Origin of the sequence: Salegentibacter maritimus (assembly GCF_016236915.1) — a bacterium.
Lineage (GTDB): Bacteria > Bacteroidota > Bacteroidia > Flavobacteriales > Flavobacteriaceae > Salegentibacter > Salegentibacter maritimus.
The window spans coordinates 175,454-199,514 of record NZ_JAEHOK010000005.1 but is presented as its reverse complement, the minus strand read 5'-3'; the positions used below and the strand labels follow the sequence as shown (position 1 = coordinate 199,514).

Genomic DNA, 24,061 nt, shown 5'->3' with positions numbered 1-24,061 from the left:
TGTAGCCTTCCCTAAAAATAAGACAGTTTAAAATTCGAAATTGTTAATTTTAAAAACGATAAACTGTCCGATGAAAAAAAGTAGATTTACAGAAAGTCAGATCATCAAGATCTTGAAAGAAAACGAACAAGGCCGAGCTGTTGGTGATATCGCTCGAGAACTGGGTATTGATAAAAGCACTATCTATTATTGGCGTAAGAAATATGGTGGAATGGAAACTAGTGAGCTAAAACGGCTTAAGGAGTTGGAAGAAGAAAATCGCAAGCTCAAGCAGATGTATGCCGATGCCAGTCTAGATAACCAAATGCTGAAAGATATACTGTCAAAAAAGTTCTAAGGCCTTCCGACAAGAAGCATAGAGCGGTTTATTTGATCAAGGAGTACCAGGTCTCCATAAAACGAGCCTGTAATGTAGTAGGTTTAACCCGTTCGATGTGGTATTATCAGACTAAGCGAGACGATTATGAGGTAATCGATAAACTTTCTGAATTGGCCACTGAGTTGCCCACCAGAGGTTTTGATGAATACTATAAACGAATACGTCGCGAAGGCCATAAGTGGAACCGGAAACGGGTATTACGAGTATACCGGCAGATGAAGCTTAAGCTAAGGCGCAAACATAAAAAGCGCATTACAGGTAGGGTAAAACATCCTTTAGAGACCACTGAACAATTGAATCAGGTTTGGAGTATGGATTTTATGTCAGATGTCCTTTCTGATGGCAGAAAGGTACGTGTCTTAAATATAATTGATGATTGCAACCGAGAAGTACTGGCTGTAGATCCAGGGTTGAACTATCCTGCTAGAAAGCTAGTGGAGACTTTAGAACAATTAGAAGAAGAAATTGGATTACCACAAACTATCCGTTGTGATAATGGCCCTGAGTTTATCTCTAAAACATTCAGTCAATGGTGCAATAGAAAACGTGTGGAAATACGGTATACCCAGCCAGGTAAGCCAATGCAAAACGGGTATATAGAACGTTTAAATAGATTTTATAGAGAAGATATATTAGATGCTTACTGGTTTAATGATTTACATCAATTGCGTTCTTTAAGCAATAAATGGATGGAAGATTACAATAATAACCATCCGCATCAATCCCTGGGCAATAAATCACCAAGGGAGTACAAACCTCGATTCGGGGAAGAATTCTTCCCCGAATCGAATGATATTAATGAAAATTTATTGAATTTAGCCCTGTCTTAAATTGGGGAAGGCTACAGTTTCTCAGAGTGAATTTTTGCATTATCTAAAATTGATTTCTTTTTTATAAAACCATATGCATTTGAGTTAGATGTAGTTTTATCAAGAATTTCTTTAAGAATGAAGTTTTGAATGGACTTTAAGTTGTTGTATGGTACAATAATCTGTCTTTTACCCTTTCCTCTTTTTTTCTTTATTTGATAATACTTGTAAAAATTACTTCTGTTATTAATTATATAGTTTAACTCATCATAGGAAATCCCAAGGATTTTAGCTAAATGAAAAGTCGAAAATATTACGGGGATTCCTTTATTCTGGAGTGCCTCGGCATATGCTACCGTTTCTTTTATAAATTTCTCGGATTTGTTCTGTTCCTTTGCTAGTTTAATATAATCTTCTCGGGAAAAGGTCATAGCCAATTACTCTTTTTTGAAATTTGAACGCTTAGTGATAGCTATATAACATGCGGGTTGAAGGCGTGTGGGCCAAAAATGTTATATAGCTGTTAATGTAAAGTAGCTTTAGAATTGCCTTGCTCAAAAAGCAAGATATCTCCAAAAGAGAAAAGCTAATCAGCTTATGACCACCCCAAGAATTTTGTGGGAATATAGTATTTTTCGGATTCAATATTATATGACTTTCTATTTCTTTTTGAATTTTTGATTTTTACCTTTTTCAAAATCAGTTGATATATTTTAATTGCCTTTTCAGTTAAGTCTTTTTTGTCCCTCAATATATATTTCATTTAATTCATTAATACTAATATTAAGAATTTGGCAAATAATTGGATCAATACTTCTTCTTCTTTTTAGTCTTATGACTGCTAAGATTCTATAATCTACATTATTAAATAATAATTTATGATTGAAATCCAATTCTTCCTTGTTCTCAAAGATATTCAATGATTTCGCGGTATTGAACCAATGGATATTTTCCTGTCTGAAATCTTTCAATCTTGAAAGCTTAGCTTCAGCACTTCTTGGGAAAAGTGGATACCATTTATTTTTATTTGACCAAAAAATTGGTAAGGTATTATTGGGTACTGAGTGCGGAAAAACTATTAATGACTGAGAATTATTATATCCCAGCGGATGTTTTTCAATTTTTTTGGTTTCACGATTATAGGTTTCAAATAGGTCTTTACCGTAGTTGTGTGCGAATTCACGTAGAGGCAGCATTTTCGGTCTGTATCCGAAAACAGAGCTACCAGAAGCAAAAGCCTTAATATAAGGCGTTCCATAAATTGAGAACCTTGGAATTTTTTCCTCTAATAATACAATAGAGTGCTGCATGTATGCTACACTTAATACAATAATTTCAGGTTTCAAATCATCTTTTACTAATTGCTGATGAATCTCATGACGATAAAATTTATTCAAAGATTCCCCTGTACCAATAATATCATCTAATAGTACTAAATAATCTCCATCCCTTAAACCCTGACTTTTTAATTTTCTAAGATGCTTAAGAATTTTAAATTTTGTTTCATCTCTTTTATATGCAGGAGTTTTTTTAAAATAATAAATTAAGGAACTTCCGCTTTTGCCGAACTCACCTAACCCAGTTACAAAGATTCTTTTGCCATTAGGAATATAATGAAGTAACCTTTTAAGGTTCTCATTAAATTCAAATATTATTTCAGAGGTGGTATAATATTTTAATTTTTCTAAAATTTTTAAAGCCATTTCATACTCTGACTCTTCAAAATTTTTTAGCCAATTAAGTATTCTAATTTCCGAAACTGAAAATTTTAAACCTTGACATATAAGATTTATTCTTACTAGGATATTTTGATCAATTCTTTCTTTTTTCAATTCGTCTTTTTTAGCATTAGCGCTAACTCATTTTATCTCCCAAAATACACTTATTTAACCAAATATAATTCAGGATAACCTGCGGTTTCGCTAAATATAAATCAATAAAACAAAACAAGCTTACGGAAAAACGTAAAGTTAAGACCGAAAAAATCACTTTTTAAAACCCTGTAAGCCATTATCACTCATAAACAAAAAAACCGGCCTTTGTTAGGACCGGTTTTTCTGTTTTACTCGATAATCGAAACCCCCAAGCTGTGCCTTAAGGTAATTGAGTATGTTTTCTTTAAACTTTAATCATCATCCCCGTCATCGTCATCGTCGTCATCATCATCTTCGCCATTTCCATCCTCTACATTTAGCAAGTTTCCTTCCAGGTCGAATTCCAATTCCACGCCATTATTCAGGGTTACCTCATATTCATCTTCATCAACTTCTGCTTCGATAATGATATTATCGGGATAGTTTTCTGTGATGTAATCCTGGATTATTTGCGGCAATTCACCCGGATTAATATCTTCTTCGTCTTCGCCCTCTTCATCTTCATTTTCGTCTTTTGCCTGACCTAGAAAATTTCCTTCTCCGTCAAAAATAAGCTCGATATCATTATCCAGCTCTATCTCGTAGTTTCCATTGTTCTCCAACTCGGCTTCATCTATACCCAGTCCCGGGAAATTATCGCTTATAAAATCCAGGATATTCTGTGGCAATACTGCCGGATCAATTTCTTCATCATCAAATTCATTTTCCTCATCATCTACTCCCAAAAATTCTCCCTGAGCATTAAAAATCAACTCGGTATCATTGCTAAGCTCAATTTCAAAATTCTGGTTATCCTCAATTTCGGCTTCCACAATGGTAAGTCCGGGGTAATTTACTGTTATATAATCCAGAATACTTTGTGGCAATGTTGAGGTTTCCACATGTGCATCAGCCGAAAAAGCTACGGCATTTAAATCTGGCTCATTGGTATCGTCGCTCTCTGAGCACGATTGAAATAATAGCATTAATACTAAAATTCCCGGTAAATAATTAATTTTCATATTCATACATTTAAATTAGTGTTTAAGTGTGTATTCCTTAGCATACATAACGCCTTAGTCACTTTTACATTGTATAAATTCTTATTATTTACAGTATTTCAACAGCTGTCTTAAAAGCATGCACTTAAAATAAAGTTTCTACTTAATTTACAAAGAAGTGTTTTATACGACCCTTTTCTACTGATAAAAATGTTCTTGAACTTTTATTTTAAATCTTCATCCTGAATTTATTTCAAGATCCAACATATTTTTAAGCTGAATATAAATTAGAATCCCGAAAGGGTTTCTTGGAAAAACCTGTAAATCCCGCTACCCGGATTTCTACTGTAATTCTCCACCGGGATAATCAACTTATAAAATGAATGAATGTTAGTCTTTTCTCTTCAAAATTGGATGATCCCCGTCGCGAATTGAAGAATATATCGGCGAGAGTATTTCTATATTGGCTTCGTTAAAGGCATCCTGGATATTCTCATGCAGGTTTGAAAGGATTTGTTGAGATTTTCGGGGGTTGTTGGTATAAGCGTTAATCTCATAACTCACCGAAAAATCATCTAATGCAGTTTGCAGTACAAACGGCCGGGGTTCTTTATTAACCGATTCTACCTGCGAGGCAGCCTCAATCAATAGCTCGTGTACTTTCCGCCAGGGCACATCATAACCAATTGTAACTTTTGAGTGCAATACCAAACCGAGCTTACCGGCATTTGCGGTATAATTTATAGTACTACCGGTTAAAATTGCGGCGTTGGGAATAGCCACTTCCTCGTTCTTAACGGTACGCACCTTAGTTACAAGCATGGTTTTTTCAATTACATCTCCAACTGTCTCCCCTATCTTTACCCGGTCTCCTATCTTAAATGCACGCATATAGGTAATCACCAGGCCGGCTATTATATTACCAATAGCCGTAGAAGAACCTAAAGAGATAAGTAATCCAAGAAAAACACTTACGCCCTGAAAAACTGCCGAGTCGCTTCCCGGTAAGTAAGGAAAAATGGTAATAAAGGCAAATGCCCACACAATTACCCTTAAGAGGTTAAAGGTTGGCCTGGCCCAATCTGAATAAAACCCCGGGAGTTTCAGCTTTTCTTTTTCAACTTCGGTAGAAAGGAAATACAAAAACTTAGTTACAAACCGGGCAATAAGAACTATAATAAATATTGTAAACAAGTTAGGTATGTACTTCAGAATAGCATTTCCAAAATTCTTAAGAGGATTAACTATATGGCTGAAAATGGTATTAGATAGTGGCTCGGTAGCAGGAAATATACTGAAAAGTAAAGGGAGTGCGAGACTAAAAAGAAAAATGATTATGATCCATTTCAAAACTTTTAGTGCCTGCATAATAAGCCACCTCTCCTTATTTACCGATATAAATTCGTAATCTTTAATCTTGATTCCTTTAAGATAGCCCGATTCTCTATCAAGAGATTTATGAATAAGAAAGTTAATTCCCCGGTTAAGGAATTTAATTAGAAAAACAAATACAACCAGTGTTAGAACCAACAAGCCTATTCGAATCCATTTTTTGTACCACACCTCCTTTTTGTGGTAGCTGAGGCCTACCTCAATGATGGAAGTCAAATATCTCTGGGCAAGATTTTCCTGTGAATCTTTTAAGAATACTGCATCTTGCGGAGTAACACTGGCGAGGCTCAGGTCTTTATACTTTAAGATAATGAGCCCTGAATTTTCTTGAAGGTAAAATAGAGTGCTGTCTACCTCTTCCCCTTGAAAAAGTTCGTTAATCAAATTAGTACTGCGTTGAGCCCTCTCCCTGGCAGTATATGGACCCAAAGCCTCAAACACAACAAAAAGGCTATCCTCTTTTAAATATACCGGGAAACCCGTCCTTTTCTTTTTAAGTGTGTCGGCAACCGAAGCTGCGTTTAAAAGACTGTCATTTGAAACATCCTGGGCGAACAGAGCACCTGCCCATAGACATATACAAAAAACCGATAAACACTTTAGCTTTTTCACTTTTGAAGTATCTCACCTTTCTAATTTACTAATTAATTATCAATTTCTACATCTGGAGCACTTAAGACACCTGGATTCAAGATAAAAAAGGATATCATTGATACTCTAAAAGACTTTAAACGAAAAAAACCAGCCTTTTTCAAGACTGGTTTCTTCTATTTCGCTCCTCCTCTTGGGCTCGAACCAAGGACCCTCTGATTAACAGTCAGATGCTCTAACCAACTGAGCTAAGGAGGAGTGTTTTGCTCTTTAGCGGTTGCAAATATAAGTCAAAATTTAAATCACCACAAAACAAAAATCGACTTTTTTTTGAATAAATTTTACTCGCTTCCGTATCACTCAAATAACCAGCGATATACATCATTACCATTAGCATAAAGAACCAATGCGATTAAGATAAAAAAGCCGAGCATTTGGGCAATTTCCATAAATTTATCGTTGGGTTTTCTTCCAGTTACCATTTCATATAAAAGGAACATTACATGCCCTCCATCTAAAGCGGGGATAGGTAAAATATTCATAAACGCCAGGATAATAGAAATAAGGGCCGTTGTATGCCAAAAGCCTTTCCAATTCCAGGTATCGGGGAACATATTTCCAATAGCTCCAAAACCGCCCAATTGAGAGGCTCCTTTTTGGGTAAATACATATTTAAATTGCGCTACATAGTCGTGCAGGGTCCAATAACCGTAATCAAAACCTTGTTTTATACTTTCAACAAAGCCATATTTTTGCGTTTTAATTTCAAAATCACGACGCGGGGTTATTCCAAGCTTCCCTTCCTCATCGGGCGTAACCATGGCACTCTTTATCTCATCGCCACGTTTAAAAATCACCTCTACTTCTTTTCCTTTGTTTTCGGCAGCTACCGGGCCAATGGTATGCCAATAACCTATCTCACGGTTATTGATAGAAATTAGACTATCTCCTTTTTTCAAGCCGGCCTTACCTGCGGCCATTTCGGCAACCACACTATCTAAAACTGCATTTTGAATAGGAATAAAAGGCAACATAACGCCCTGTTCCCACATTTGCTCGCCTATATTTTCAGGTACCTCAATAACCTCTTCATTTCCATCCTGATGCAAAACAGTAATATTGTTTACATCGCGCATAAAGAGGTAACGATTTACATCGTCGCTATTTTGAAGGTCTTCACCGTTAATTTCCAGAACCCGGTCGCCATCTTTAAATCCATATTGCTTAAATTCTTTGGCAATTGCAAAACCTTCCGGCATTTGCTCAGGGCCAATATAATTTTTACCCCAAACAAACATAATCATCATATAAATAAGAAAACCAAGTACCAGGTTTACGGTAACCCCTCCAAGCATAATAATAAGTCGTTGCCAGGTTGGTTTACTTCTAAACTCCCATGGCTCTGGGGGTTTTGCCATTTGTTCCTTATCCATACTCTCGTCTATCATCCCCGATATTTTTACATATCCGCCCAAAGGCAACCAACCAATACCGTAAACAGTATCGCCTATCTTCTTTTTAAAGAGAGCAAACTTCACATCAAAAAAGAGGAAAAATTTCTCTACCCTGGTTTTAAATAATTTGGCGGGTATAAAGTGCCCCAGTTCGTGTAAAACAATAAGTAAAGACAAGCTTAACAGTAACTGTATGGCTTTAACTATAAATGGATCCATGTGTAATTCTTCAAATTTTTAAGTCGCACAAAAGTAATCTTTTATAGCATCCTAGAAAAGTTAAAAGCCTTTCGGTTTTAACACACTGAAATTTTAAGTTTTAAACTGCGACAAATTAACTAGCAGGCCTTAATTTTGCATAAAGTATTCCCAGAGTTTAATGTATAGGGGAAACCGGGTTTAGAAAAGTATTAGTTCAATTTGTGTTAATTTAAAAATATGCGCAACCTATTTAACTGGCTTAAAAAATTTGCTATTGTATTGTTTATACTCTCAGCAATTATCGTGTATAGTATTTACACCCTTCTAACTCCCAAAGAACGTCTACCCGTCTATCAACCAGATATGGTAAATGTTGAATTAGTAGATTCAACTGTACAACACGTGCGCAAATATCATACGGTTAAAGATTTTGAGTTGATTAATCAAAACGGCGATACCATTACGCAAGATTACTATAAGGATAAAATTTATGTGGCCGACTTCTTTTTTACCACCTGCCTAACCATTTGCCCTGTAATGACCGATCATATGTTGGATATTCAGGAGGAAATTAAAGACGATCCTGAAGTATTATTGCTCTCACATACGGTTTTTCCAAAAACCGATTCGGTTCCCGTTTTAAAAGCCTATGCGGAAGAAAAAGGCGTTTTAGATGAAAAATGGAACCTTGTTACCGGTAGCAAAAAGCATATTTATGAGCTTGCCAGAAAATCTTACCTGGCTTCTAAAAGCAATGGCGATGGCGGGCCTTACGATATGATACATACCGAAAATTTTGTGCTTGTAGATAAAGAAAAACGAATTAGAGGCTTTTACGATGGTACTGATGCCGAAGCTATAGAAAGCCTAATGCACGATATTGAGGTGTTAAAACAGGAATATCGATAAAAACTGGGTTTTTCTCGTCAAATTTTTTTACTGCTGAATTTTTACCTTACTTTTGCCTTGTTTAAATTTAATCTAAATAAAAGTGATTAGAACTCTGGCCGATCTAAAACGTGGAGAACGTGGGATTATCAAAGAATTTTCAGAAGAAAATATCCCGTTAAAATTACTGGAAATGGGTTGTTTGCCGGGCAATGAAGTAGAAATGTTGCAATTGGCACCCTTTAAAGATCCAATGTATTTAAACATTAACGGTAGCCACCTGGCCATAAGAAGAGAAATCGCTTTACTTATTGAAATTGACCTTATAAACTAAGATGGCCAAACAAATAAATGTTGCATTAATAGGTAACCCCAATACCGGCAAGACCTCGGTTTTTAATCAGCTCACCGGATTAAACCAAAAAGTGGGGAATTATCCCGGAATAACTGTTGAAAAAAAAGAAGGTATTTGCAAACTCCCTCGCGGACTCAAAGCTCATATTTTAGATCTTCCGGGCACCTATAGTCTAAATGCTTCTTCTTTAGACGAAAATGTGGTTATAGAATTATTGCTGAACAAAAGCGATAAAGATTACCCCGATGTTGCCGTAGTGGTAAGCGATGTAGAGAACCTTAAACGAAATCTACTGCTCTTTACCCAAATTAAAGACCTTGGAATTCCAAGTATCCTGGTAATTAATATGGCCGATAGGATGGAGCGAAAAGGTATCTCCCTGGATGTAGACCTACTGGAAGAACGCTTAAAAACAAAAGTTTGCCTGGTAAGTGCCCGTAAAAACACAGGGATTAATGAACTCAAAGAAGCCATAATTAATTACAGGCATATCCCAGATGAACCCTGTGTGAATGCCTCTGTAATAGCCCCCGAATATTTTGAAAGGTTAAAAAAGGCTTTTCCCAACCAATCTATATATAAACTTTGGTTGGTAATTACCCAGGATGTTAACTTTGGGAATATCAATAGAAAAGAGATTACCAATTCGGCATATTTTGAAACTAAATCCCATACCGAATTAAAAAAACTACAGCATAAAGAAACCATACTTAGGTACCAGTTTATCAATGGTGTTTTAAAAGAAACTTTAACGGTCGATTCCAGTTCAGCAAAAGACCTTCGTTCTCGTTTAGACCGTATCCTTACTCATAAAGTTTGGGGCTACGCGATATTTTTCGCTATCCTTTTGCTCATATTTCAGGCAATTTATAGCTGGTCTAGCTATCCTATGGACCTTATTGATGAAACCTTTGCCTTTTTAAGTGAATGGACCAAAATAAATTTCCCGGCAGGATCCTTTACAAATCTTATTGCCGAGGGTATTATCCCCGGGCTTGGGGGCATTGTTATTTTCATTCCTCAAATAGCCTTTTTGTTTTTATTCATCTCCATTTTAGAAGAAACCGGCTATATGAGTCGGGTGGTTTTTTTAATGGATCGCATTATGCGAAAATTCGGACTTAGCGGAAAGAGCGTGGTACCCCTGGTTTCGGGGACTGCCTGTGCCATTCCAGCGGTGATGGCCACCCGAAATATTGAAAGTTGGAAAGAACGATTAATCACCATTTTGGTGGTACCATTCACCACCTGCTCGGCACGTTTACCGGTTTACTTAATTATTATTGCCCTGGTAATTCCAGACGAAAGCGTTTGGGGCTTTAACCTGCAGGGCTTAACTTTAATGCTGCTTTACCTGCTTGGTTTTGGTGTAGCTATTGGGTCTGCATGGGTCTTAAATTTAATTCTGAATATTAAAACCCGAAGTCAATTTGTTATTGAAATGCCCAATTACAAAATGCCCATGGGCAAAAACATTGCGATTAACGTGGTAGAAAAAACAAAAGCTTTTGTTTTTGGTGCCGGAAAAATAATCCTGGCCATATCTATTATATTATGGGTTTTGGCCAGTTATGGGCCGGGAGATAAATTCAATAATGCCCAACAAATAGTGAGCGAACAATACGATAACCAAAGTAATGTAACCGAAGAACAACTTGAAGAGGAAATCGCCTCTTTTAGATTAAAAAATTCTTATATCGGGATTATGGGAAGGGGTATTGAACCAGTGGTAGCTCCCCTGGGATACGATTGGAAAATTGGCATTGCCATTATAAGCTCTTTTGCCGCTCGTGAAGTTTTTGTAGGAACCCTAGCTACAATCTATAGTGTAGGCAGCGATGAAGAGGAAACCATTAAGAACCGCATGGCTGCAGAGATAAACCCAATTTTGGGAGGCCCCCTATTTACTTTTGCCAGTGGAATAAGCTTATTGTTATTCTATGCTTTTGCCATGCAATGTATGAGCACCCTGGCTATTGTTAAAAAAGAGACTAATTCTTGGAAATGGCCCGTATTACAATTGGTGGTTATGACCTTATTCGCCTATTTTGTAGCGCTGGCTGCTTTTCAATTATTAAAATAAATGTAAATCAAAGATTCATAATTATGGCACTAATACAAGAAATACTCGTTTTTATCACCTTCGCGATCGCCCTGGGATATATGTTTACAAAATTCATTTGGAAACCCGCTTTTTTAAAAAAGAAGTCTGAAAAAGCAAAAGCCTGCGGAGTTTCAGGTTGTGGTTGTGATTAATCTCTTTTTGGAAAATATCTGTAAATCTCCTTTCGTTGCAAAAAACGAACAAGCAGAATTTCTTGTTCAGTCAACTTTTTAATCCCCAATCTATAATCACCTATTCGAATTCTATAAAAATCTTTAAATCCTTTAAGCTTTTTAATCGGTTGTTGACTTAAATTTTCGGCATTTTGAAGCTGTTCAATTTTTTTAAAAAGCTTTTCTTTAACTTTTTTATCAGTGATTTTTGCAGTGTCTTTTGCCAGGCTTTTACTGATTCTTACCTTCATCTTTTAAAAGTGATTGTTTAAAATCTTCCAGGCTCATTTCTTCTTCATTTACTCCTTCCTCAATTGCTAATCCAAACGCATATTCCTCTAATTCGTTAGACTTTAAAAATTGAGCTTCAATGCCAAGTTTATTGGCAAGTTTTATAAGCAACTTTAAATCTTCTTTTGATTCTCCTTTTAAAATTACTGATTCCATAATAAATTTTTAATTACAAGATAAGGGTTATTTCTCATTTGTACTAAGTCTCTTAAATGATAAAATTCATTTTAAGGGCTAAGCCTGCGGAGTTTTAGGTTGTGGTTGTGATTAATTTTCTAAGTTTTCAGTTATCTTCAACTTAAGTTGGTAATCTGAAGCCTTTATCTTTCGGGAAGTTTTGGGATACGGGCTAAGCGACAGGAATTTTATCTTAACATCCTCATTAAAAAAACTGGCCAGGCCGGGCGCATTAGTAACTGCATTGCTACGCAAACTAATAATCTTTGTTCCTAAAGATTTATTGCCTTCAACTATTTCTACCAGTATTTTTGCTTCGCCGGCCCAAATACAAGTCACATCATCTGGGCATCTTGAATCTTCCAATACCTCTTTAAATACAATTTTTTTGTCTTTAAAATTGAAAGATTCCCCCAAATAAGTTGTAGCAGAATAATCTGTAATTTCCACCTCCTGTGCTCCTGCAACAAAACTGAAAAAACAGAAAATAAGCATTAGTGAAATCGGTTTTAAGAAAAGAAAAACCGTATTAAATCGCCTTAAGCCTGGATTCGGTATCAATATGTGCATAGCATTTATTATTAAAGACTAAAACACTAAACCAATGTTGCAAAAGGTTTAACCTAAACCAACATCCAGGGTCATCATCACCATAAATCCAACTATAAAGCCCATAGTGGCGATATCGGTATAATTACCTCTCTGGGATTCTGGCACTACTTCTTCCACTACCACAAAGATCATAGCCCCGGCAGCGAATGAAAGCGCATAAGGTAAAATAGGTTCAAAAGTCATTACCGCCCAGGCGCCAAGCACTGCGGCAAAGGGCTCTACAATAGCCGAGAGTTGACCGAAATTAAAACTTTTCCACCGGCTCATTCCCTGTCCGCGTAGTGGCATGGCAACAGCAAAACCTTCCGGGAAGTTTTGCAAACCTATTCCTAGCGCCAAAGCCACGGCACCACCTATACTGGCTCCTTCCAGCCCTGCACCGGCAGCTCCAAAAAGTACACCCACGGCCAGGCCTTCAGGAATATTGTGTAAGGTAATGGCCAGGGTAAGCAGAACAGATTTATGCCAGGGGGTTTTAATCCCTTCTTTTTCGCTCATTTTAAAGTTTACGTGCAAATGGGGAAGTATTTTATCAAGTCCAAAAAGAAAGATTGCACCTAGCCCAAATCCAATAAGTGGCGGTACTGTTTTTTCAAAACCTTCGCCGGGACTCATTTCTATTCCGGGTGCCAATAAACTCCAAAAACTGGCAGCCACCATAACCCCACCGGTAAACCCAAGCATACCGTCAAATAATTTTCTATTCATATTTTTAAATAGAAAAACCAGGGAGGCACCTGCAGCCGTAAGTAACCAGGTGAAAATTGTAGCCAACAATGCAGCTAAAACCGGGTCTAATTGCTCAAAATAAGCGATTACATCTTCCATTTATTGTGTTTTTATATATAGGTTGTTAGATATTAATTGAGATATTCTTAATTCTCTTTCTTCTATAACAATTAGCATAGAGCCATCAAAGGCTTCCTTTTCCAATACTTTAATTTCTTTTCCCAGTGAGATATTATTCTTATCTAAAAATCTTAAAAATTCAGATGAAGAATCCTTTACCCCAACGCAAATCCCTTTTTCATCTTTATCAAGCTCAGCAAGCAACATTTTATTTGCTACGCTAAAGTTCCCTTCGGCATCGGGAATGGGATCGCCATGAGGATCACGCTTAGGGAATCCCAGAAATTTATCCAATTCCCGGGTAAGTTTTTCAGATTTAATATGCTCCAATTGTTCGGCGATATCGTGTACCTCGTCCCAATTAAAGTCCAATTTTTCTACAAGAAAATATTCCCATAAACGGTGTTTCCTAACCACCTGAATGGCTGTCTTCTTCCCCAATTCACTTAGTTTCACCCCCTGGTATTTCTTGTAAACCACCAGCTCCTTTTCCGATAACTTCTTTATCATATCGGTAACCGAAGAAGCCTTGGTCTCCATTTCTTCCGCCAGGGCATTGGTACTCACACCTGCCTGGTATTTTTTTTCTAAATGAAAAATTGCTTTCAAATAATTTTCTTCCGAAAAACTAAACATACTCAGCTTTTTTTGCTAGCCAAAAGTACATATTTAATTTTAAAAAACAATATTTTTAGTCTTGTCTAAATTTATTTTATACATTTGAAAAAAATATAAAGTTGAAATTTTATTTCCGAAGCATGAAAAAGCTAATTACCTTATTAATACTGAGCACTTCACTAGCCGTAGCCCAAAACTCTGAAACCAATATTTCGGGTACCATCACCTCAAACGGAGAAGTAGTACCTTTTGCAAGTGTGTATATAAAAGATAAGCCAATAGGTACCCATGCCGATGTGAACGGAAAGTATGAATTAAATGTACCTACAGGTCCTGCTACTATTATAGCAAGATCTCAGGGATATCGGTCTCAAAGTAAAGAGATAGAAGTTACAGATAACAAAAAACAAACTATAAATTTTTCCCTCATTGAAGATGCCCTGGGTTTAGAGCAAGTGGTGGTAAGCGCTACCCGTAACAGGATTAGTAAAAAAGAAGCGCCGGTAATTGTAAATGTGCTTAGTCCCAAATTATTTGAAGCCACCCAGTCTATCTCCCTGGCAGACGGTCTTAATTACCAGTCGGGGGTGCGTGTGGAAACAAATTGCCAAAACTGCGGCTTTACGCAGGTTCGCCTTAATGGCCTGGGAGGTGAATATACCCAGGTATTGGTAAACAGCCGGCCCGTTTTTAGTGCTTTAAACGGGGTTTATGGTTTAGAGCAAATACCTATTAGCACTATTGAACGGGTTGAAGTGGTACGCAGTGGTGGCTCGGCGTTATTTGGCTCTAATGCCATTGCAGGAACCGTAAATGTAATTACCAAAGAACCCATAAACGATAGCTGGGAAGTTAGCTCAAACCTTGCGCTTATAGATGGAGAAACAGCCGATAGAAATGTAAACCTGAATGCTTCAGTAGTTAGTGAAGACTTAAGCAGTGGAGTTACGGTATATGGGATATTTCGCGATCGTGATGCCTATGATGCCAATAAAGATGGGTTTAGTGAAATCACAAAACTTACCAATAATTCCCTGGGTGCCAAAGCATTTTTAAGACCCAATGATAACAGTAGAATTGGCCTGGATTTTACCGGAATTAGAGAGTATAGACGTGGCGGAGATCGTATTGACCTGGCACCTCAGTTTACCGATATTACCGAAGAACTGGACCATAACACTATTTTTACAGGCCTTGACTACGAATTATGGGACGACGAACGTAAAAATAATGCCTCAGCCTATATTTCTGTGCAGCATACCAATAGAGACAGTTACTACGGAGGTTTAGGTGGTGGCCGCAGCAAAGCCGATTCTATCGCGGCCAATAATGCTTTTGGAAAAACCACAGATCTTGCGGTGGTTTCAGGAGCAAAATATAGCCATAGCTTCTCTAATAAAGATGTTCTTACCACCGGCCTGGAATATCAACTAAATGAGACAGAAGATGAGATTACCGGTTATAACCGCATCGTTGATCAGAAGGTGAATAGCATTGGGCTTTATGGCCAGTACGAATGGAAACCAATTGAAGATTTTACCGCATTAATTGGGGCTCGTTTAGATCACGTAAGCGTAGATGGTTTGTATGGCATTCAAAACATACAACGTTCTACAGAAATTAGTGAAACAGTATTAAGCCCGCGTTTAACTATTTTGTACAATCTCTCGGAAAATTTACAATTTAGAGGAGGTTATGCTCGTGGATTTAGGGCGCCCCAGGCTTTTAACGAAGACCTGCATATCTCTTCGGTTGGCGGGGAACAGCGATTTGTTATTCTTTCAGAAAATTTAGAAAGTGAATTCTCCAATGCCTATACGGCGTCTTTTGATTTCACTAAAAATTACAATAAAGTACAGACCAATTTTTTAATAGAAGGATTCTATACAAGTCTTAAAAATCCGTTTACCATTGTTAGTACCGGAACCTCGCTACCCAATGGCTCTATTTTAGAGGAGTCTCGAAATGGCTCTGGAGCTTATGTGGCGGGAACTAATATGGAATTTACAATTTCCCCAAACGAATCTTTATTTTTCCAGGCCGGGGCCACCATACAACGTTCTATCTTTAAAGAAAACCAGGTTCTTTATGAGGCCGATGGAAATTCTGCCGGGGAAGAAGATGTAATTTTAGACGAATTTATTCGCTCGCCCAATGTTTATGGCTTTTTAAATTCTAACTGGAGCATAAACGACAACTTTAATTTAGACCTAACCGGAAGCTATACCGGCTCTATGATCGCACCACGGGTTGTTAGCGAAACCGGTTTTATAAAATTGATAGACACAGAAGATTTTCTGAATATGACAGCAAAATTCACCTATCACTTTGATCCTATAGAAAATTTTCACGTAGAACTAAGCGGTGGTGTACAAAACCTATTTGACAGTTACCAAAATGATTTTGACCGGGGCCCACTTAGGGACTCCGATTATATCTATGGCCCAAACCGGCCAAGAACCGTATTTATAGGATTAAAATTTGGCGATTTTTAAAACAAGAATTATGCGAATGCATGGCTACTTTTTATTCATTTTACTACTGGTATTTCCTAGCGTAAATGCTCAGAAAAAAGCTGAAATAAACTGGAAAAGCTGGGCAGAACTTGAACAGGCACTAAAAAAAGCACCAAAGCCGGTATTTGTCTTTTTTCACGCCGAATGGTGTGCCTATTGCAAAAAAATTGAGCGGGAAATATTTACAAACCAAAAAGTAATAAACAAATTAAATTCAGATTATTACGCGGTAGAAATGGATGTTGAAACTACCGATACCATCTATTTCGACAATATAAAATTGGTGAACAAACAAGCCCTTACCCAAAGAAATGGGGTTCACCAACTTCCGCTTTTGCTGGCCAATCGTAAAGGAGTACCATTTTCGCTACCGACCACTATTATTTTAAACAGTGATTTTGCCATAAAAAAACGGATTTTTGAGTATTATACATCGAAAAATCTTTTAAATATCCTTTAAGAATTTTTTAGTGATTGGATTAGGGCGGTTTCAGTTATTCTAAAAAATAACAGAAATCGCTCTATGATTTTTCAGTTTTCCAAGTGCCTAAGAACTAATATAAAACGTGGATCCTTAAATTACAGGCTAACTATTATTCTTCAAAAAAACTTACAATCCGCGTTCCTTTTGAATTTGTTCGTAAGCTTCCTGGACTTTATTGAATTTTTCCTGCGCCCCTTTTCTGTAGGCTTCATCCATATGTCCTAATTTATCGGGATGGTATTTTTTCACCATCGTGCGGTAGGCTTTTTTAACTTCGGCATCGCTGGCTGATTTTTCGATCTCCAAAATTTTATAAGCATTATCGGCCGATTTAAAGAACATGGCTTTTAAGCTCTCAAAATCCATTCTGCCAATTCTAAGGTAACCGGCAATTTCCTGGATTACCCGTGCTTCAGCATCGCTTACTTTTCCATCGGCCTGGGCAATTCCGAATAAAAAGTGGATAATTTGTAAACGTGCCGGGTATTTGGTCCTGGCGGCCAAATACTGTGAAATCCTTAATGCCGAAATTTCACGATTCTTAACCAGCTCATTAAAGGTTCTAAAGGTTGCGTTGGCGCGTTCCTTGCCATAAGCCTGCACAAAATAAGAGCGCACATAATCCATTTCAGATTGCGAAACCTGCCCATCGGCCTTAATCACCAGGGAACATAAAGACAATAAATTAAGCTCGAAATCGCCGGGAGAAACTTTTTGATCCTGCTCTCCAAACATTTGTTTAAATGCTCCACCACTACCGCGGCTCCAGTTATCTATAAGGGTTCCTACAATAAATCCTAAAATGGCTCCCGGAAACCGGAAATACATATAGCCAATTACGGCGGCAATCCACTTAAACATGAAGAAAATTTTTAATAAGCGGCAAAGATACTATTTTAGTAGACAATGAAGGTTTAAATGCTCTAAGGCTTAGCTCGAAATTATTCAATGGTTCTTAAAGAATAGCTCGTGAGCTTGCTACCAGTTAATTTACTCATGAAATGAGATTTAAAAGCCAAAAGCCTTGTAGCAATTTTTAAAGGTAGAGCCTTGTGATACCCAACATAAAATAAAAGCCTTCATCAATTTATCCTATCTCCACATAATTAATTGGAATATGGACACCTGAAGTTAATTTGGTATCTTTGTAACTTACAAAAGTTTAATACAAAAAAACAACTATATGTATCCAGCAGATTTAGTAAAACCTATGCGAGAAGACCTTACCAGCATTGGTTTTGAAGAATTACACAGCGTAGAAGATGTAGAAAACGCCATGAAAAAAGAAGGAACTACCCTGGTAGTTGTAAATTCGGTTTGTGGATGTGCTGCCGCCAATGCAAGACCGGGCGCAAGAATCTCTTTACAAAATGCAAAAAAACCAGATAATTTAGTAACTGTTTTCGCAGGGGTAGACAAAGAAGCTACCGAAAAAGCGCGTAGCTTAATGGTACCTTTCCCTCCATCTTCGCCTTCCATGGCACTTTTTAAAGACGGTGAATTAGTACATATGCTAGAGCGTCACCATATTGAAGGCCGTCCGGCAGAAATGATTGCCGAAAACCTAGTTGGTGCTTACAACGAGTTTTGCTAAGCAGCTATATCTAGTATAAACTATTAAATGACTGGTTGAAAAGTCTTATTGCGTCAAGCTAAACTTGTTTCAGCTTCTAGGTTAATTTGAAACTAGATCCTGAAACAAGTTCAGGATGACGAACAAAATCAATTTTTCAACCAGTCATTTTTTATTTCCCTTTCCCACATTTGTACTTGCAGGTTTAAGGCTTAAATACTTAATTTAGCCGCATAATTTATGTGATGAAAAAACTACTTTCATATCCGCTAACGGCCCTCTATTATCTTTTCTTTTTTATCAATCTACTGGTTTTTCATCCAATTCAATGGCTTTGTCTAAAGCTAGGTGGCTACCAGGCACATAAGAAAAGTGTAGATATCTTTAATTTCTTTTTAATGCGTTGCCTAAATGTATTAGGTACGCGGTTTAGCTTTGATAATCCCTACGATATCCCGATAGAAAAACCCTGTATCTTTATCTCAAACCACCAGGGAATGTACGATATTCCACCCATAATTTGGTATTTAAGAAAACACCATCCAAAATTTGTAAGTAAAAAAGAACTGGGAAAAGGCATCCCCAGTATTTCTTTTAATTTACGCCACGGAGGTTCTGTATTAATTGACAGAAAAAACAAACGGGAGTCGCTTATTAAAATGAGTAAATTTGCTAAATATCTTACTAAAACCAACCGTTCTGCAGTTATCTTTCCCGAAGGCACACGAAGTAGAACAGGAGCCCCTAAAAAGTTTGCGGTAAGTGGTATGCAAATGCTTTTTAAACAAATGCCTGAAGCACTTATTGTTCCCATAACCATCAATAATTCCTGGGAACTCTTTAAACACGGCAATTTCCCAATGGAGCCGGGAGTTCATATAAAATTAAAGGTTCACGAACCTATTCCCGTAGCTTCAGACGATCCGGAAAGCCTGGTTGCTAAAGTAGAAAGAACCATTATTGCCGATATTAAATAAATTTAAAAACCGTCTGTGGGTATATTAAAACGTCATCCTGTAAAGCCGAGCAGGTTCAGCTTGACGAAACGATACTTCCAAAACTATTCTTTGATTTGAATATGAATAAATCTCAGGTTTTAAAAAATACCGAAGACTTCGTAAAAGAAAGCCTTAAAAATGCGGAAGGTGGTCACGATTGGTTTCACATTCAACGGGTTTGGAGAAATGCGAAATTAATTGCGAAAACTGAAACTGCCGATCTTTTTATCGTAGAATTGGGTGCGCTTCTCCACGATATTGCCGATTCTAAATTCCATAATGGCGACGAAACCATAGGGCCTAAAGTGGCTTCAGAATTCCTTAAAAAACAACAGGTTTCTGCTGAAATTATAACACAGGTGGTAAAAATTATCGAAAACGTATCTTTTAAAGGAGGAAATGTTCAGCAGGATTTTAACTCAATTGAATTAAAGATCGTACAGGACGCCGACCGGCTGGACGCTTTGGGAGCTATTGGTATTGCCAGGACTTTTAATTACGGAGGGTTTAAGGAACGTGCGCTTTATGACCCCGAAATCAAACCTAAACTCAATATGAGCAAGGAAGAATATAAAACTTCTAGCGCCCCAACTATTAATCATTTTTACGAAAAGTTGCTATTATTAAAGGACCGAATGAACACTAAAACCGGAAAGGAAATTGCCCAAAAACGTCACGAGTTTATGGAAATGTACCTTGAACAGTTTTATGCCGAATGGAATGGAGAGCTTTAAAAATTAGGCTTTTTCTTTTTGACAGGCAGGGCAAAAATAGGTGGTTCGCCCGGAAATTTTAATTTGCTCTATTTTACCGTTGTTCCGCGGACAGGCTGCAGCTTTTTTTCGCACCGAAGTCAGGTAACTTTCAGGAAGTTTTTTTCCTTCTATTCTGGCCTTTTTTACTACTTCTAAAACCTCAGCAATATTTTTAAAGATTTCGGTTTTCTCTTTTGTTGAAAGTTTATTCACTCTGGTGGCCGGGTGAACCTTAGACTGAAACAGCACCTCATCGGCATATAAATTTCCAATTCCGGCAATGAGTTTTTGATTCATTAGCAATCCTTTTATACTTCCGGTTTTAGCCTTTAAAATCTCTAAAAACACCTCTTTTTTAAGCGCCAAAGCATCAATTCCTAAATTATTCTCTTTTTGAAATTGGGCTAAGCTTTCAGCTAAATAGAGTTTTCCGAACTTCCGGGGGCAGGTAAAGGAAAGCCTGGAATGATCCTGAAAAGTTAGCGTAAGTTGCGCATATTTTGGAACCTCGTTGTGCTGGTAGTATTCTAGCTTACCGGTCATCCCAAAATGTACCACCAAACATCCCTGCTTTTCTAAATTGAGGAACAAATATTTTCCCAAACGCTCGCTACTGGTAAATTGATTGTTTTGAAGCACTTTTTCAAATTCACTTTTATCTGACTGGTAAATTTTTTTATCCCCGGTTTCTACTTTTACAATCTTTTTATGCAAAATAGTAGCATCGGCATATTTTTTTTGATAGGCAACTTCAGGTAGTTCCGGCATATTTTCTCTGTTCTCTGTTCTCTGTTCTCTGTTCTCTGTTCTCTAAAATATTAATGATTTCAGCATAAAGCTTATAAATTCGTCATAAACTTAAAAAAATGAGACTAAATTTAATGCAAATGTAATCTTTGAAAAAAATTGAAAGTAAACTACCTCGGGGCATTACAGCCTTTGGCGGTGCCAATAAATTTATAAGCGAGTTCAGCAACAGGATACTCTTTTAAAAAAGTTTCATTTGACCATCTTTAAATTGTTCATGTAAATGACAGTTTAGCTGCGGTCTCGCTTTTCCTTTTAAATATCTAGCCCTTGCTATTTTAAAGTGCTGCTTTACCTGATCGGCGAACTCGCCTTCCCCCTTCATTCTTGTACCAAACCTGCTATCATTTAAGCTTCCGCCGTGCACACTTTCAATTTGGTGCAATACTTTACTGGCCCTATCGGGCATTGTTTTCTTAATCCAGTCAGTAAAAATTGCTCCAATTGAACCGTTTAAACGCACAATAGTGTAGCCTACTCCCAATGCGCCCCTTTCCGAAACCTCTTTAACCAGGGGCATAATTTCGTGAGAATTAATAGAAGGTATTATGGGTGCCATCATAACACTTACCGGAATATTAGCCGTAGAAAGTCTTTCTATGGTTTCCAGGCGTTTCTTGATACTGGCCGTTCGGGGCTCCAAAATACTACGGGTCTTTTCATCCAGCGAAGTAACCGAAAGGTTTACATGTACTAAATTATCTGCCGCCAGTTCTCTAAGAATATCCATATCCCTTTGCACCAGGGTATTTTTGGTGATAATGCCCACCGGATGTTTGTATTTTAGAAAGGTTTCCAATAGTTGCCTGGTAATTTTCAGTTTCTTCTCTGTAGGCTGGTAACAATCGGTATTTCCTGAAAGTACAATAGGTTTGGCTTTCCATTTTTTACTACTAAGCTTTTTCTCCAGCAGTGTTACCGCATTTCTTTTTACCAGGATCTTTTGCTCAAAATCAAGTCCGGCGCCATAGCCCCAATACTCATGGGAGTTCCTGGCATAGCAATAAATACATCCATGTTCGCAACCCTGATAAGGGTTTAAGGAGAAGCCCATACCAACATCGGGGCTGGTCACTTTATTTACAATGCTTTTAGGAAAAGTATCTATTAAAAGCGTTTTAGAATTCTGAACTTCATCGCCTTCAACTGCACAGTAATTTAAAAAATCATCTCTAAACTCGTGTTCAAGAGCATTAAAACGATTGTGCACATTTTTTTGGGCACCCCGCCCTTTTATATAGTTTTCAATTTTGGACATAAAAAAACTTTGAGGTAGCAATACACCTCAAAGTTAATTTAAATATTGGAATAATTCCTTTTTTTAGGACTTCATCCTATTATTTCATTGCTTTTTGTAGGGCAGGCATTCCACCCACCACAGGAATCTCTATATGGGTTTCATCGAGATCTACAGTAAGTTGGGTGCCTGGTTCTGGTAACAACGTAAATTTATTGTCGCTGGAAAAAATCATCAATCCTATTTGTTGCCCGGCAGGAATTACCTGATCATCGGGATTAAGGTCGAAGGACAATTCATAAAACCTACCCGGTTCTAAAGCTTCACTTTCGGTTAGCGATTTATAATTTTGCGGATCTGCCCAACCCCTGGTGATAATATTATCGGTTATTTTGGTATTTTCACCTGAATTCCAGGGCAGCGAAACCATCCATACCGAAAGATTTGCTGCCGGCTTACTACTGGCCAACTTAATCTTTATAGTAGACAAGCCCGAAAGATGCACATCTTCATTTAAAATAGGTGTGGTAAATAATAAACGATGTTTAGAGTTTTCAAGTTTCGCCAAAGAATCTGCAGAGAAATTATGATTATCAATTAAGGTTTGTTTTCCCTGATTTTTTATTTTTTTAGCGCTAAGCGCTCCCTTTTTTAATCCGTTGTTCTGTAAATACAATCTAACTTTTTCAGCATCCGGATTTGGATAATTTGCATAAGCCGTTGGTTTTTTGGGATGGTCATCTTCCCGAACAATATAAGCTTTAGGACCTTTTTCTATATCATTATCTACTCCAAACAGGTATTTGGTAAACCACTTATTCATCATGGAAATTGGTGGTGGGCCACCGTGCCCATATTGATGGTAATAGATTTTAACCGGCAGGCCTTTTTCTTCCGCAGCTTTATAAATACGGTAACTATGTTCTGGCATTACATTCCAATCGTTAAAACCGTGTGCCATAAATAATGCGGCCTTCATAGGTTCCATTTCATTTAAATAATCACGACCCGCCCAAAACTCGTTATAGTCTCCGGTTATACGGTCTATCCCATTTTTAATTTCGGTATCGCGATAAACAGAATCGGCATAAGCGCGTTTTGATTCATCGCCACTATGAATAAAATTATACAGCACATCTACATCTTCGCCTAGATAACCACCCGGCGAACGCACCAACCCATTGGAACGATAATAATGGTAATAAGAAGTATTTGGTGCGATGGGAATAATAGCTTCCAAACCTTCTACCCCTGTTGTAGCTGCTGCCAGAGGAATTGTTCCGTTATAGGAAGTCCCTGTCATCCCTACCTTTCCGGTGGTCCAGTAAGCTTCAACTTCTTCGTCTCCATAAGGGGTTTTATATCCTTTCGCCCGCCCGTTAAGCCAATCTATTACCGCTTTTGGCGCGAGAGATTCGTTATCTCCCCCTACGGTTGGCGAGCCTTGCGAAAGTCCTGTTCCCGGAGATGAAGAATGTACAACGATGTATCCACGCGGTACCCAGGTGTTTATTTGCGAATTGGAAATGATTGGGCGTTCCCCAGTTCTGGTTACAGATGGATGAACAATTTCTTTTCCTTTTTCCCCAAGCTCGTGATAAACATCATAAAAAGCACCTTCCACATCAGGCGCCACGCCTGCAAAATAGGGACTGGACTCATAAACTACAGGAAGCTTTAAACCTTCGGTCTCGGTTTGTTTTGGCCTGGTTACCGCCACATGCATCCTGTCTGGCAATTCATCACCATCAGTATCAAAATTGGTTTCTACCCATAGATCTTCGCGAATCCAATCTTCGGGGATATTAAATTCAGGAACAATTTGTGCTTCCCCATTTTCAAAAAAAGGTTTCGCTTGTTCCTGGGCACCTAAGCTAAGAGTACCAAGGGATAGTATTAATAAGAGTTTTTTCATATAAGAATTTTTAGAAGCAAATTTTAATC

General features: G+C 37.6%; 23 protein-coding genes, 1 tRNA gene and 1 pseudogene. 10 read left to right on the top strand and 15 right to left on the bottom strand.

The features are described 5' to 3' along the window. The first annotated feature begins 70 nt into the window (after positions 1 to 70). Positions 71 to 1,209, top strand: a pseudogene (locus I6U49_RS05820) (IS3 family transposase). An 11-nt stretch (positions 1,210 to 1,220) separates the two neighbouring features. On the opposite strand, the gene I6U49_RS05815 reads toward I6U49_RS05820, so the two are convergent. From I6U49_RS05815 to rseP, 6 genes are all read right to left on the bottom strand, one after another. Next, a complete protein-coding gene (locus I6U49_RS05815) occupies positions 1,221 to 1,625 on the bottom strand; it encodes an RNA-dependent RNA polymerase family protein (RefSeq protein WP_198627941.1) in 405 nt (134 codons plus the stop codon). Positions 1,626 to 1,913: 288 nt separating this feature from the next. Continuing rightward, entirely contained in the window at positions 1,914 to 3,020 is a 1,107-nt protein-coding gene (locus tag I6U49_RS05810) for a phosphoribosyltransferase-like protein (RefSeq protein ID WP_198627940.1), read from the bottom strand. 293 nt (positions 3,021 to 3,313) lie between these two features. Further along, the gene (locus I6U49_RS05805) at positions 3,314 to 4,063 is read right to left on the bottom strand and encodes a PepSY-like domain-containing protein (RefSeq protein ID WP_198627939.1); all 750 of its coding nucleotides are present in this window, start codon (positions 4,061 to 4,063) and stop codon (positions 3,314 to 3,316) included. A gap of 369 nt (positions 4,064 to 4,432) precedes the next feature. Further along, the gene (locus I6U49_RS17180; RefSeq protein ID WP_198627938.1) at positions 4,433 to 6,046 is read right to left on the bottom strand and encodes a mechanosensitive ion channel family protein; all 1,614 of its coding nucleotides are present in this window, start codon (positions 6,044 to 6,046) and stop codon (positions 4,433 to 4,435) included. Positions 6,047 to 6,209: 163 nt separating this feature from the next. Beyond that, positions 6,210 to 6,283 (bottom strand) — tRNA-Asn (locus I6U49_RS05795). A 98-nt stretch (positions 6,284 to 6,381) separates the two neighbouring features. Next, positions 6,382 to 7,698, bottom strand: coding sequence for an RIP metalloprotease RseP (gene rseP, locus I6U49_RS05790; RefSeq protein ID WP_198627937.1), 1,317 nt, complete (start codon positions 7,696 to 7,698; stop codon positions 6,382 to 6,384). Positions 7,699 to 7,917: 219 nt separating this feature from the next. Here rseP and I6U49_RS05785 point away from each other — a divergent pair, with 219 nt between their 5' ends. The 4 genes from I6U49_RS05785 (at position 7,918) to I6U49_RS05770 (ending at position 11,179) form a co-directional block, all read left to right on the top strand. Next, positions 7,918 to 8,589: an SCO family protein gene (locus I6U49_RS05785; RefSeq protein WP_193712055.1), complete on the top strand. Its 672-nt coding sequence runs from the start codon at positions 7,918 to 7,920 to the stop codon at positions 8,587 to 8,589. A gap of 76 nt (positions 8,590 to 8,665) precedes the next feature. Next, on the top strand, positions 8,666 to 8,902 hold the full coding sequence (locus I6U49_RS05780; RefSeq protein WP_394370304.1) for a FeoA family protein: 237 nt from the start codon (positions 8,666 to 8,668) through the stop codon (positions 8,900 to 8,902). A 1-nt stretch (position 8,903) separates the two neighbouring features. Beyond that, positions 8,904 to 11,006 (top strand): ferrous iron transport protein B, encoded by a 2,103-nt coding sequence (gene feoB / locus I6U49_RS05775; RefSeq protein WP_193712057.1) that lies wholly within the window; start codon positions 8,904 to 8,906, stop codon positions 11,004 to 11,006. Positions 11,007 to 11,029: 23 nt separating this feature from the next. Then, complete coding sequence (locus I6U49_RS05770) at positions 11,030 to 11,179, top strand: hypothetical protein (protein WP_193712058.1); 150 nt, start codon at positions 11,030 to 11,032, stop codon at positions 11,177 to 11,179. Here I6U49_RS05770 and I6U49_RS05765 read toward each other — a convergent pair. The 5 genes from I6U49_RS05765 to I6U49_RS05745 all read right to left on the bottom strand — a co-directional run bounded on the left by I6U49_RS05765 (position 11,176) and on the right by I6U49_RS05745 (position 13,765). Beyond that, positions 11,176 to 11,451: a type II toxin-antitoxin system RelE family toxin gene (locus I6U49_RS05765; RefSeq protein ID WP_193712059.1), complete on the bottom strand. Its 276-nt coding sequence runs from the start codon at positions 11,449 to 11,451 to the stop codon at positions 11,176 to 11,178. The two genes, I6U49_RS05770 and I6U49_RS05765, sit on opposite strands and share 4 nt — an antisense overlap. Further along, positions 11,432 to 11,647, bottom strand: coding sequence for a hypothetical protein (locus I6U49_RS05760; RefSeq protein ID WP_193712060.1), 216 nt, complete (start codon positions 11,645 to 11,647; stop codon positions 11,432 to 11,434). The genes I6U49_RS05765 and I6U49_RS05760 overlap by 20 nt, the downstream gene beginning before the upstream one ends. Before the next feature lie 111 nt (positions 11,648 to 11,758). After that, positions 11,759 to 12,163, bottom strand: coding sequence for a hypothetical protein (locus tag I6U49_RS05755; protein WP_193712061.1), 405 nt, complete (start codon positions 12,161 to 12,163; stop codon positions 11,759 to 11,761). A gap of 123 nt (positions 12,164 to 12,286) precedes the next feature. Next, a complete protein-coding gene (locus I6U49_RS05750; protein WP_198627935.1) occupies positions 12,287 to 13,108 on the bottom strand; it encodes a ZIP family metal transporter in 822 nt (273 codons plus the stop codon). Beyond that, positions 13,109 to 13,765: a metal-dependent transcriptional regulator gene (locus I6U49_RS05745; protein ID WP_198627934.1), complete on the bottom strand. Its 657-nt coding sequence runs from the start codon at positions 13,763 to 13,765 to the stop codon at positions 13,109 to 13,111. Positions 13,766 to 13,887: 122 nt separating this feature from the next. On the opposite strand from I6U49_RS05745, the gene I6U49_RS05740 reads away from it, so the two are divergent. Together I6U49_RS05740 and I6U49_RS05735 are read left to right on the top strand one after the other, a co-directional pair. Further along, positions 13,888 to 16,242, top strand: a complete 2,355-nt coding sequence (locus I6U49_RS05740) for a TonB-dependent receptor (protein ID WP_198627933.1) — start codon at positions 13,888 to 13,890, stop codon at positions 16,240 to 16,242. Beyond that, a complete protein-coding gene (locus I6U49_RS05735; protein WP_232804642.1) occupies positions 16,229 to 16,723 on the top strand; it encodes a thioredoxin family protein in 495 nt (164 codons plus the stop codon). The genes I6U49_RS05740 and I6U49_RS05735 overlap by 14 nt, the downstream gene beginning before the upstream one ends. A 150-nt stretch (positions 16,724 to 16,873) precedes the next feature. Here the strand turns inward: I6U49_RS05735 and I6U49_RS05730 are convergent, their stop codons facing one another. Continuing rightward, on the bottom strand, positions 16,874 to 17,608 hold the full coding sequence (locus I6U49_RS05730) for a TerB family tellurite resistance protein (RefSeq protein WP_193712066.1): 735 nt from the start codon (positions 17,606 to 17,608) through the stop codon (positions 16,874 to 16,876). A 322-nt stretch (positions 17,609 to 17,930) separates the two neighbouring features. Between I6U49_RS05730 and I6U49_RS05725 the strand changes: the two genes are divergently transcribed. The 3 genes from I6U49_RS05725 (at position 17,931) to I6U49_RS05715 (ending at position 20,052) form a co-directional block, all read left to right on the top strand. Beyond that, positions 17,931 to 18,341: a BrxA/BrxB family bacilliredoxin gene (locus I6U49_RS05725; RefSeq protein ID WP_193712067.1), complete on the top strand. Its 411-nt coding sequence runs from the start codon at positions 17,931 to 17,933 to the stop codon at positions 18,339 to 18,341. Positions 18,342 to 18,565: 224 nt separating this feature from the next. Beyond that, positions 18,566 to 19,297: a lysophospholipid acyltransferase family protein gene (locus tag I6U49_RS05720; protein WP_198627932.1), complete on the top strand. Its 732-nt coding sequence runs from the start codon at positions 18,566 to 18,568 to the stop codon at positions 19,295 to 19,297. A 101-nt stretch (positions 19,298 to 19,398) separates the two neighbouring features. Then, positions 19,399 to 20,052 (top strand): HD domain-containing protein, encoded by a 654-nt coding sequence (locus tag I6U49_RS05715; RefSeq protein WP_198627931.1) that lies wholly within the window; start codon positions 19,399 to 19,401, stop codon positions 20,050 to 20,052. Positions 20,053 to 20,055: 3 nt separating this feature from the next. Here I6U49_RS05715 and I6U49_RS05710 read toward each other — a convergent pair whose 3' ends face one another. The 3 genes from I6U49_RS05710 to I6U49_RS05700 form a co-directional block, all read right to left on the bottom strand. After that, positions 20,056 to 20,841: an Fpg/Nei family DNA glycosylase gene (locus I6U49_RS05710; RefSeq protein WP_198627930.1), complete on the bottom strand. Its 786-nt coding sequence runs from the start codon at positions 20,839 to 20,841 to the stop codon at positions 20,056 to 20,058. A 220-nt stretch (positions 20,842 to 21,061) separates the two neighbouring features. Continuing rightward, positions 21,062 to 22,138, bottom strand: a complete 1,077-nt coding sequence (locus tag I6U49_RS05705) for a PA0069 family radical SAM protein (RefSeq protein WP_198627929.1) — start codon at positions 22,136 to 22,138, stop codon at positions 21,062 to 21,064. Between the two features lie 79 nt (positions 22,139 to 22,217). Further along, positions 22,218 to 24,032 (bottom strand): Xaa-Pro dipeptidyl-peptidase, encoded by a 1,815-nt coding sequence (locus tag I6U49_RS05700; RefSeq protein ID WP_198627928.1) that lies wholly within the window; start codon positions 24,030 to 24,032, stop codon positions 22,218 to 22,220. Positions 24,033 to 24,061: the final 29 nt, after the last annotated feature.